Origin of the sequence: Mycobacterium sp. E2462 (assembly GCF_001672685.1) — a bacterium.
Lineage (GTDB): Bacteria > Actinomycetota > Actinomycetes > Mycobacteriales > Mycobacteriaceae > Mycobacterium.
The window spans coordinates 1-10,310 of the sequence record NZ_LZKC01000179.1; the positions used below are offsets into that span (position 1 = coordinate 1).

General features: G+C 69.8%; 11 protein-coding genes. 5 read left to right on the forward strand and 6 right to left on the reverse strand.

The features are described from left to right. Positions 1-195: multidrug efflux SMR transporter (locus A5714_RS08555; RefSeq protein ID WP_231975838.1), on the reverse strand; the 195-nt coding region annotated here is incomplete at its 3' end. 88 nt (positions 196-283) lie between these two features. Here A5714_RS08555 and A5714_RS08560 point away from each other — a divergent pair. From A5714_RS08560 to A5714_RS08570, 3 genes are all read left to right on the forward strand, one after another. Next, positions 284-733: a DoxX family protein gene (locus tag A5714_RS08560; protein WP_068284551.1), complete on the forward strand. Its 450-nt coding sequence runs from the start codon at positions 284-286 to the stop codon at positions 731-733. 79 nt (positions 734-812) lie between these two features. After that, positions 813-1,610 (forward strand): SDR family NAD(P)-dependent oxidoreductase, encoded by a 798-nt coding sequence (locus A5714_RS08565; protein WP_156747231.1) that lies wholly within the window; start codon positions 813-815, stop codon positions 1,608-1,610. After that, entirely contained in the window at positions 1,607-2,569 is a 963-nt protein-coding gene (locus tag A5714_RS08570) for a phosphotransferase family protein (RefSeq protein ID WP_068284552.1), read from the forward strand. The genes A5714_RS08565 and A5714_RS08570 overlap by 4 nt, the downstream gene beginning before the upstream one ends. 8 nt (positions 2,570-2,577) lie before the next feature. On the opposite strand, the gene A5714_RS08575 is transcribed toward A5714_RS08570, so the two are convergent. Continuing rightward, a complete protein-coding gene (locus A5714_RS08575) occupies positions 2,578-2,826 on the reverse strand; it encodes a hypothetical protein (protein WP_068068249.1) in 249 nt (82 codons plus the stop codon). 213 nt (positions 2,827-3,039) lie between these two features. On the opposite strand from A5714_RS08575, the gene A5714_RS08580 reads away from it, so the two are divergent. Beyond that, positions 3,040-3,681: an MspA family porin gene (locus A5714_RS08580; RefSeq protein WP_068284553.1), complete on the forward strand. Its 642-nt coding sequence runs from the start codon at positions 3,040-3,042 to the stop codon at positions 3,679-3,681. On the opposite strand, the gene A5714_RS08585 is transcribed toward A5714_RS08580, so the two are convergent. The 4 genes from A5714_RS08585 to A5714_RS08600 form a co-directional block, all read right to left on the reverse strand. Next, the gene (locus tag A5714_RS08585; RefSeq protein ID WP_068284540.1) at positions 3,682-4,974 is read right to left on the reverse strand and encodes an acyl-CoA dehydrogenase family protein; all 1,293 of its coding nucleotides are present in this window, start codon (positions 4,972-4,974) and stop codon (positions 3,682-3,684) included. A gap of 37 nt (positions 4,975-5,011) precedes the next feature. After that, positions 5,012-5,788: an enoyl-CoA hydratase/isomerase family protein gene (locus A5714_RS08590; protein ID WP_068284542.1), complete on the reverse strand. Its 777-nt coding sequence runs from the start codon at positions 5,786-5,788 to the stop codon at positions 5,012-5,014. A gap of 1 nt (position 5,789) precedes the next feature. Continuing rightward, positions 5,790-6,998, reverse strand: a complete 1,209-nt coding sequence (locus A5714_RS08595; RefSeq protein ID WP_197513619.1) for an acetyl-CoA C-acetyltransferase — start codon at positions 6,996-6,998, stop codon at positions 5,790-5,792. Between the two features lie 415 nt (positions 6,999-7,413). Beyond that, positions 7,414-9,153, reverse strand: coding sequence for a glycoside hydrolase family 15 protein (locus tag A5714_RS08600; protein WP_068284547.1), 1,740 nt, complete (start codon positions 9,151-9,153; stop codon positions 7,414-7,416). 154 nt (positions 9,154-9,307) lie between these two features. Here A5714_RS08600 and A5714_RS08605 point away from each other — a divergent pair, with 154 nt between their 5' ends. After that, on the forward strand, positions 9,308-10,264 hold the full coding sequence (locus A5714_RS08605) for an LLM class F420-dependent oxidoreductase (protein WP_068284549.1): 957 nt from the start codon (positions 9,308-9,310) through the stop codon (positions 10,262-10,264). Positions 10,265-10,310 lie beyond the last annotated feature (46 nt).

Sequence of the window (10,310 nt, forward strand, 5' to 3'; positions counted from 1 at the left end):
CGCAGACCACAGCGCATACGCGACGTCGGTCTGCATGCCCCGCGAGATGCACACCGCGAGGAGCGCGAACGAGGCGGCATAGCCGACCAGACACCCGACGGTGGGCCACGGCCGGCTGAAGCCCTCCGTGCTTTTGAGCAGGCTGGTCGCGCCGACCTCAGCGAAGATCGCGCCCAACAAGAGCAGATACGTCACGACGCCTCCTCGCGTGCACACCGAATATGTATGTGTACCCGACGATGCCTGCGCCGCCGGCGTGCGCCGCGACCGTAACCTCGGCACTGTGAATGACGCTTCCCACGGTCGCCTCGACGACCGCCTCGCCGGCTATGCGCCGGCCGTGCTGAGTCTGTTCCGCGTGGTCTACGGGCTGCTGTTCGCCGCCTACGGCTCGAGAAGCCTGTTCGGCTGGCCGGTACCTTCACCGGTTCCCGTCGCGGCGGGCTCCTGGCCCGGCTGGTACGCCGGGTTGATCGAACTGGTCGCGGGCTTACTCATCGCCGCCGGGCTGTTCACCCGCGCGACCGCCTTCCTGGCCTCGGGGGAGATGGCGGTCGCCTACTTCTGGATGCATCAGCCCAAGGCGCTGTGGCCCGTCTCCGATCCGCCCGCGGGCAACGGCGGCGCGCTGGCGATCCTGTTCTGCTTCGCGTTCTTCCTGCTGGTGTTCCTGGGCGCCGGCCGGTACTCGGCCGACGCCGTGCTCGCCCGGCGCCGCCCGGCGTCAGCCTGACGCTTCCGCCGCGACGGTGAAAATGGCATTCTCTGGTATGGAGAAGCCATTTTCACCGTGTGGAGTGTGGAGGTCGACCGTGGGCGCGGAACGCTGCGACGGCAAGGTGGCCCTGGTCACCGGCAGTAGTCGAGGACTGGGCAAGGCGATCGCCGTGCGGCTGGCCGAGCGCGGCGCCACCGTCGCGTTGACCGCTCGCACGGCGGACCCGGACCCGAAGTATCAGGGATCGCTGAGCCAGACCCGCGACGAGATCGTGGCCGCCGGCGGAAAAGCCATCGCGGTGCCGGCGGACCTCTCGGCTGCCGAGGAACGCGAGCGGCTGTTCGCGGCCGTCGTCGACGCGGTCGGTGCCCCGGACATCCTCGTCAACAACGCGGCGGTGACCTTCCTGCGGCCCCTCGACAGCTTTCCGGAACGACGGGTCCGGCTGATGCTGGAGATGCACCTCGTAGGTCCCCTGCACCTGAGTCAACTGGCGATCCCCGCCATGCGGGAGCGCGGCCGGGGCTGGATCCTGAACCTGACCTCGGTGGGCGGCGAGCTGCCCGCCGGACCGCCGTTCAGCGACTTCGACCGCGTCGCGGGCTTCGGCGTCTACGGCACGGCGAAGGCGGCGTTGAACCGGCTGACGAAAAGCCTTGCGGCCGAACTGTACGACGACGGCATCGCGGTCAACGCCGCTGCGCCGACCAACCCGGTGGCGACCCCCGGTGCCGGCACGCTGGATCTGGCGAAGACCGACACCGAAGACATCGCCCTGATCACCGAGACCGCGTTGCGGTTGTGCACCGGCGACCCCAAGACGCTGACCGGGCGCATCGCCCACACCCAGTCCTTCCTGGCCGAGGTCGGTTGGCCGGTCCCCGCGCCGTGAGGGCCGAGCTCGACCTCGACGCGTTGCGGCGGCGGCTCGGCGGCGCCGGTGTCGGCGACGTCACGACGCTGTCCGGGGGAGCCTCCAGCCTCACCTTCGCCGGCGCCCTGCGTGGCCGGCCGGTGGTGATCAAGGTCGCGCCGCCCGGCGTCGCGCCGGTGGCCCACCGCGACGTGCTGCGCCAGGCAGGCGTTATGAGAGCCCTTGCCGGGAGCGGAGTCCCGGTCCCCGAGGTGCTACACGAAGACCCCGGGAATCCGCCCGGGGTGCCGCCGCTGTTCGTGATGTCGCGCGTCGCCGGCGACTGCGTGGAACCGCTGTTCGACGGCTTCCCGGCGACGCCAGACGTCTACGAGCGGTATCGCGCCGCGTGCCGGGTCATGGCCGCGCTGCACCGCCTGCCCCCCGAGCGGTTGGGCCTGGGCGACGAAGCGGTCGTCGACCCGATCGCCGAGGTGCGGCGGTGGTCCGACACGCTGCAGACCGTCGACCCCGCGCTGGTGCCCGGTTGGCAGGACGTGCGTGACGCGCTCGCGCGGTGCGCCCCGGTGCCCATGCGGGCCAGCGTGGTGCACGGCGACTTTCGGCTCGGCAACCTGCTGGCCTGCGGCGCCGCGGTGAACGCCGTCATCGATTGGGAGATTTGGTCGGTCGGCGACCCGCGGATCGACGTCGGCTGGTTCCTGATCAACTGCGACCCGCAAACCTACCGGCGCGTTCCCGCCTCGGCGGCCGCCGTCCCGGCTCTGGCCGACCTCGTCGCGCTCTACCGCACCGAGGTGGGCGCCGAAGTCTCCGACCTGGGCTGGTTCGAGGCGCTGGCCTGTTTCAAGTCCGCGGCCACCTGGTCGCTGATCGTCAAACACAATCGGCGGCGAAGCGCGCCGAACGCCGCGTTGGAAGGCATGGCGGCGACGCTGCCCGGTTTGCTCAAGCGGGCGCGGGCGTCGCTGGACTGACGCGGCGGTCAGCCGCAATTCGCGTGCAGGTTCTCGCAATACATCCCGACGCCACCCCAGTCGCCCGAGGAGCCGACCGCGTCTTCGAGGGGGTTCGTCATCGTCGTCGGGAACTGGATCTGCCATTCGTCGATCGAGGGCAGGTCGGGCGGCTGGCCGGGGTCGGGCGAGGCCAGCGCCGTGCCGGCACCACACGTCAACGCCGCGGCCGTCAGCGAACCCGCGAGCAGCACACCGGCGCGCCTGCGAAATGCCATCGCGGCCCCCTTTGTCGCCGTGCTGAGCTGGAGGCCGATTCTACCCGCGCCGCCCACGTCGCATAAGAGTCACGAAGGCACAACATCTTCGAACGGGCGGCCAGCAAATTCCGAGACCGGGCGAGGAGGCTGCGTACGTTGTCGTCCGTGAGGCCGATCGCCGTCGTCGCTCGTCGCGTCCTGGTGGCCGCCGCCTGCGTCACGCTCGCCCTGATGACCGCGCCCGCCACGGGCGCCGAGCCCGAGGTCGAGCCGGCCGGCGCGGCGGCCCCGGCACCACCGGCGGGCGGCGCGGTGCCGTCGAACCCGCCGGTCACCCTGAACACCCCCGACGGCTGGACCCTGGGTCTGGGCGCGAAGGACGAGACGCAGATCCCGGTGCCGCCGCTGACCACGTCGGTGGCGTCGCGGGAGTACATGGCCAGCGGCATTTTCGTCGGGTCGCTGCGCGGTTCCGAGGAGCCGCACGGCGTGCTCGAGGTCGGTTACCAGATCGGGTGCGGGATCGACATGAGCACGTCGAACGGCGTGATCATGGAGGGCGGCGCCGGCATCATCCCGGGCGTCAGCCCTACCTTCGACACCACGGGCACGCTGCCGCCGCTGCTGCCCTACGTCTCCACCCCGATCAACGGTGTCATGAGCATCGGCCTCAAACCGGGCCTCGTCATCGTGGTGCCGGTGATCAAGAAGCAGTTCAAGGGCGCCAATCCCTGGGTCATGATCAGCAACTTCCACGTCAAGATCGACGGGTGCGTCGGGCAGTCGTTCATCCGCTCCTACGCGGTGCTGACCCGCATGACCGACCTCTCCGACGTGGTGCTGTCCTACGTGGGCGTGACCAAATCGGTGTGACTAGCGTGGGATACCCGCCAACCGGTCGGCGAACTTCGCCTCGGCGGCCGCGCGCAGGCGCAACAGATGTTCGGTGGGGAACACATCGGGCGAGGGCTCGCGGTCCTTCAACAGCAGCCGGGCCAGCGTCACCTTGTGCACTTCGGTCGGCCCGTCGGCGAGGCCGAGCACGAACGATTCGACAAGGTACTGCACGAACGGCATCTCGTGCGTGGTGCCCAGCGAGCCGTGCAATTGCAGCGCGCGTGACGACACGTCATGCAGCACCTTCTGCATCATCGCCTTGACCGCGGAGATGTCCGCGCGCACCGCCTTGTAATCGTTGAATTGATCGATCTTCCAAGCTGTTTGGAGGGTGAGCAGCCGAAAAGCCTCGATCTCCATCCACGAGTCGGCGACCATTTCCTGCACGAGTTGTTTGTTGGCCAGCACCTCGCCCTGCGTATACCGGGACACCGCGCGTTCGCAGATCATGTCGAAGATCCGCCGGACCAGGCCGACGGTGCGCATGGCGTGGTGAATCCGCCCCCCGCCGAGGCGGGTTTGCGCGACGACGAACGCGCCGCCCCGCGGCCCCAGCATGTGATCCGCGGGCACCCGGACGTTGTCGTAGCGGACGTAACCCTCCCGTCCGCCGCCCACCGGTTGGTAGCCCAGCCCCACGTCGCGCAGCACGTTGATGCCTGGGGTGTCACCCGGCACCACGAACATCGAATAGCGTTGATAGGGCGGCGCATCCGGGTCGGTCATGGCCATGACGATGAGGAACGACGCCATCGAGGCGAACGAGGAGAACCACTTCTCGCCGTTGATGACCCAGTGGTCGCCGTCGGGCACCGCGGTGGTGCGAAACACTTTGGGATCCGCCCCGCCCTGTGGCTCGGTCATCGAGAAGCAGGAGACGATCCGGTTGTCCAGCAGCGGCTCGAGGTAGCGCGCCTTGAGTTCCGGTGTGCCGTAGTGCGCGAGGATTTCGCTGTTACCCGAATCGGGGGCCTGGGAGCCGAACACGATGGGGGCGCATTCCGAGCGGCCCAGTATCTCGTTGAGCAGCGCCAGCTTCACCTGTCCGTAGCCCGGGCCGCCCAAGTGCGGCCCGAGATGAGTGGCCCAGAGACCACGCTCCTTGACGACCTCCTGTAGCGGCGGGATGAGCGCCTGGCGCACCGGATCGTTGAGGTCATGCGATTCCTTGACGATCAGGTCGATCGGCTCGCATTCCTCGCGCACGAAGTCTTCGACCCATTTGAGTTGGCCAGACCACTCGGGGTCGGTCGAGAAATCCCACGACATGTGACGTCCTCTCTTCAGGCGGGAGCGGTTCGGCCAGTCACGACGACCACTTCTGGCGGCGGGCCGCCGCCTCGTCGGTGGCGTGCGAGATCACCTGGTTGCGGTTCTCCAGCTCCAGGGCGGCGGTCAGGTTCGCGGCGTCGGTGTTGACCTGCAAGGCGCGCTTGGTCATTCGCGCGCCGAGGGGAGAGTGAGCGGCGATCAGCGAGGCGAGCTCGAGCGCCCGATCGTCGAGCCGGTCCGGCTCGACGACCTCGCTGACCAGTCCGCGCCGATCCGCTTCGAGGGCCGACACCGTGCGCCCGGTGAGCATCCAGTCGGCGGCGACGCTGGTGCCCACGATGCGCGGCAGGTGATAGCTCATACCCATCTCGGCGCCGGACAGCCCGAGCAGGATGGCGGCGTTGCCGAAGGTGGCCGCACGGGAGCAGATTCGAATGTCGGCGGCCAGGCACAGCGCCAGTCCGGCCCCGACGCAGGGGCCGTTGACCGCGGCAATCACCGGTTGCGGTAACGCGCGAACGGCTTCGGCCAGCGCGGCCATCCGCTCCTGGAAGCGCATCCGATCCAGTGCCGGTGCGGTGGCCTCCAGCATCGACGGCCCGAAGTCGCGCATGTCGATGCCCGCGCAGAAACCGCGGCCCGCGCCGGTCAGCACGACGGTGCGCGCGGCGGGGTCGTCGGCGAGTTCGGCCAGCGCGCCGCGTAATTCGCTTTGCATCGCCTCGTCGATGGCGTTGAGCCGCTGTGGGCGGTTGAGGCGCAGCACGGTGACGCCGTCGTGCGGCCGCGCCAGCTCGATGGTCTCCGGCACGTCACACCCGCTCGACGATGGTCGCGGTGCCCATTCCGCCACCGGTGCACATGGTCACCAAACCCGTTGCGAGATCCCGTCGTTCGAGCTCATCGAGGACGGTGCCGATCAGCATCGCCCCGGTGGCCCCGATGGGATGGCCCAGCGCGATCGCGCCGCCGTTGACGTTGACCCGTTGCGGGTCGATGTCCAGGTCGCGGATGGTCTTGAGCGGGACGGCGGCGAAGGCCTCGTTGATCTCCCATAGGTCGACGTCGGCCACCGTCATGCCGGCGCGGTTCAGGCAGCGCTGCGCCGCCGGGCCGGGCGCGGTGAGCATGATGATCGGTTCGCTGCCGACGGCCGTGGCCGCCCGGATCCGCGCGCGGGGGCTCAACCCGTGGGCGCGCGTCCACGTGGGCGAGGCGACCAGGACGGCCGCGGCGCCGTCGACCACGCCGGAGGAATTGCCGGCGTGGTGGACGTGGTCGACGCGATCGATCCTGGGGTAACGCCGCAGGCAGATCTCGTCGAAGGTGTGCGCTTCCCCGTCGGCGCGGGTGTCGCCCATTGCGGCGAACGCGGGCTTGAGGCGTGCCAACGCCTCGGCGGAGGTGCCGGGGCGCGGATGCTCGTCACGGCCGCAGGCGCCGCGCGGGGTGGCGACATCGACCAGCGAGCGGTCGAACCGGCCCTGGTCGATCGTGGCGGCCGCCCGGCTCTGGCTTTGCGCGGCGTAGGCGTCGACGGCGGCGCGGTCGAAACCCTCCAGCGTGGCGATAAGATCGGCCGAAACGCCCTGCGGCACGGTCGGATAACGCGCCCGTAGGTCGGGGTTTCCGCCGTCGATCGTCGAGACGCCGGCGGTGACGTCCCAGCGCGACATCGACTCCACGCCGCCGGCGATCACCAGGTCCTCGTTGCCCGCCGCGATCGCCGACGCCGCGACGGTGACGGCCTGCTGACCCGAGCCGCAGAAGCGGTTGAGGGTCATGCCGGGCACGGTCTGCGGCCAGCCCGCCAGCAGGACCGACAGGCGCGCGATGTCGTCGCCGTGGTCTCCGCTGAGGATGCCGTTGCCCGCGATCACGTCGTCGACGTCGGCGGGGTCGAAGCCGTTGCGCTCCTGCAGGGCCGTCAAACAGCGGGCGAACAACGCCTGCGGGTGGACGTCGTGCAGGCCGCCGTCGGGGCGGCCCCGCCCCCGGGGCGTGCGGACCGCGTCGAGGATCCAGGCGTCGATGACGGACTCCCCTCGTCAGGTGTCGGCGAGGACATCGTAAGGCGTCTCTCGCTCAGCGAGAATTATATTCTTCTCTATCGCGAACTTATTCTCGCGGGCCGCTGGGTCCGGCCTCCGCGGGCTCCACCGCCCCGCCCGCCCCACCCAGCCACTCCAGCCCCTCGCCGGGAGGGCCGGTGAAAGTGCCCGCCTCATAGCGACAACGCGGGCCGCGCCCGGCCGCGGATCGGACGGACGGCGGGTGAACCCGCCGTTGTCGCTGCGAGGCGGGCACATGTCGTAGTGGTCCCGAGGAGGTGCCGCGCGGCGCGGGTGGCGCCGCCCCGGCCGCCCGGCGGTTAGGGCCGGTGGCGGGAACGGGTGCCGCGGCGGCGCGAATCGAAAGCGGCCCCGGGCGCAGCGGTCAGGATTCCAGGTCGAGCGCGGCGCCGATCAGCGCCAGGTGGCTCAGCCCTTGGGGGAGGTTACCCAGGAAGGAATCGTCGTCGGTGTCGATCATCTCGGGCAGCACGCCCACGTCGTTGGTGAGCTCGACGAGTTCGGCCATCAGTTTGCGCGCCTCGTCCGTCCTGCCCACGTGATGCAGGGCCGACACGGCCCAGAACGAACACGCGACGAAGGCGCCCTCGTGATCCTCCTCGCGCGCGCCGGTGAAACGGAACAGCAAAGGCCCGCAACCTAATTCGCGCCGCAGGGCGTCGATGGTCGACGACATGCGCGGGCCCTGGTCGAAGCCGCTGCCGGCGTGCAACAGGATCGAGGCGTCCAGCTTGCCGCTGCCGGGGAACCATTCGTAGCTGTTGAGCTCGTCGGACCAGCAGCGCCGCTGCACCCACTCGCGGATGCGCTCGGCCTCGCTGGCCCACCGGCTCGGATCACCGGGGATCTGACCCTGCTCGGCCAGGTACACCGCGCAGCGCAGCGCCTGCCAGCAGCCCAGCTTGGAGGTGGTGTAGTGCTCCTGCTCCGGCAACTCCCACATGCCGGCGTCGCGGTGCCGCCAGGCGTCGCAGGCCCGGTCGGCGAAGCCGGCCAGCAGGTGTCCGGTCTCGGTATCCAGGACATGGCCCCCGTCGACGTAGAGCCGAACGGTGTCGAACAGGTCGGCGAAGATGCTCAGCTGCAGCTGACCGTCCGCGCGGTTCCCGGTGACGACCGGCCCGATCCCGCGCCAGCCCGCGGCCTCGAACTCGTGCACCGGGGGAGGGGCGGAGCCGTCGAGGCGGTAGAAGACGTCCAGCTGCGGCCCATGGCGGCGCACGGTGCGCAACAGCCAGCTGACGGCGGCGTGCGTCTCCTCGCGAATCCCGAAGCGGCGCATGGCGCTGAGTGTGTAGGCCGCGTCGCGTATCCACGCGAAGCGGTAATCCCAGTTCTTGCCGCCCGAAAGCCGTTCGGGCAATGAGGTGGTCGCGGCGGCCGCGATCGCCCCGGTCGGGCTGAAGATGAGCAGCTTGAGCAACAACACGCTGCGGCGCACCGCCTCGTCCCAGTCGCCGGTGCACTCGAACTGGCCCGACCAATTGCCCCACAGGTCGATGGTGCGGTCGAGGCCCTGGTCGATGTCGCGGGCCAGGGACAGCATCAGCGGTTCGGAGTCCGACGCCACGACGCCGATCAGCTGGCGTTCACCGGGCGTGGCGGTGAACGTGCCGCACGCCGCCTGGTCGGTCCACTCGGCCTCGACGTTGTCCGACAGGCAGATCCCTAAATTCAGCGCCCCGGCTCGCAAAACCTTGCCGTGCGGTGTTTGCCGCGCCCACGGCGACATGCAGTCGAACGACGTCCCCGGCGCCACCCGCCAGCGCATGGGCACCTCGCCGTCGATGCCGTCGACGCGGCGGGCCAACTCCGTCCACGGTAACCGGCCGCCGAAGCCGATGTTCAGCGCGTCGGTGACGCGTACGCTGCCCGACTCGGTGACGAAAGTCGTTTCCAGCACGTTGGTTTTCGGAAGATACCGCCGCTGCGTGCGAAACGGCACCGTGGGCGACAGGTCCAGGCGGCCGCCGTTGGGCTCGTCGAGCAGCGCCGCGAAAACCGGCGGTGAATCGAGATGCGGGATCGGGAACCAGTCGATGGCACCGTCCCGCGCGACCAGCGCCACCGTCTGCCCGTCCCCGATGGGCGCATAATCGCGCAACGCCGCGAATCCACCTGTCCGATATGGGGATTCCGCCGGAGCGGAAGTGTCGGGATCGAGCTCGGGCGACGGCACAAGCGAGGATTCCCGCCGCCGCAGGGGAGTAAACCGCACACCAGCGCTTAGCGTGGCGCCCAGCGGGTAACCGGCGGTCATGACCAAGATCGGATACTTCCTGTCCTGCGAGCAGTACGGACCGAAGGAGCTCATCGACCAAGCCAAGCGGGCGGAGGCGGCCGGTTTCGACGCGCTGTGGATTTCCGACCACTTCCACCCCTGGAACGACGAGCAGGGCCAGAGTCCCTTCGTGTGGGGCGTCATCGGGGCGTTGTCGGAGGTCACCTCGCTGCCGGTCAGCACGGCGGTCACGTGCCCGACCATCAGGATCCACCCGGCGATCCTCGCCCAGGCGTCGGCCACCGCCGCGGTGCAGCTCGACGGCCGCTTCGTGCTGGGCGTCGGCAGCGGCGAGGCGCTCAACGAGCACGTCCTCGGCGACCCGTGGCCCTCGGTGGGAGTGCGCCAGGAGATGCTCGAGGAGGCCGTCGACGTCATCCGGCTGCTGCACCGCGGTGACGAGGTGAGCCACCACGGCAAGCATTACGAGGTGCAGGAGGCACGCATCTACACGCGGCCCGAACAACCGGTGCCGATCTACGTCTCCGGCTTCGGCCCGCAGGGCGCCAAGCTGGCGGGGCGCATCGGCGACGGCTTCGTGTTGGTGACCCCGGAAGCCGACCTGGTCAAGACATTCCGGGAGTCCGGCGGCGGGGACAAGCCCGTGCAGGCCGGCACCAAGGTCAGCTGGGACAAGGACCCCGACACCGCGCTGGCGGCCGCGCACAAGCTGTGGGCCAATGACGCCCTGCCCGGACAGTCGGCCCAAATCCTGCCGCGGCCCAAGGATTTCGCGGCGCTGATGTCTTTGGTCACCCCCGACCAGGTCGGCGAGACCATCGCCTCCGGTCCGAGCCCCGACACCCACGTCGCGCAGGTGCGCAAGTATCTCGACGCCGACATCGACGAGGTCTATGTGCAGCAGGTCGGCCCGGACAAGGAAGGGTTCTTCGCGATCTACGAGCGCGACGTGCTGCCGCAGCTGCGCGGCTGAGGGTCGTCGGGCCGGCTCACCGGGTGAAGGCCGGACCGTCGAAACG

What these genes read in the sequence shown, in the direction of transcription:
- A5714_RS08575 (WP_068068249.1), bottom strand. Translation starts at nt 2,826, where the DNA reads ATGGCATTTCGCAGGCGCGCCGGTGTGCTGCTCGCGGGTTCGCTGACG.
- A5714_RS08580 (WP_068284553.1), top strand. Translation starts at nt 3,040, where the DNA reads ATGACCGCGCCCGCCACGGGCGCCGAGCCCGAGGTCGAGCCGGCCGGC.
- A5714_RS08585 (WP_068284540.1), bottom strand. Translation starts at nt 4,974, where the DNA reads ATGTCGTGGGATTTCTCGACCGACCCCGAGTGGTCTGGCCAACTCAAA.
- A5714_RS08605 (WP_068284549.1), top strand. Translation starts at nt 9,308, where the DNA reads ATGACCAAGATCGGATACTTCCTGTCCTGCGAGCAGTACGGACCGAAG.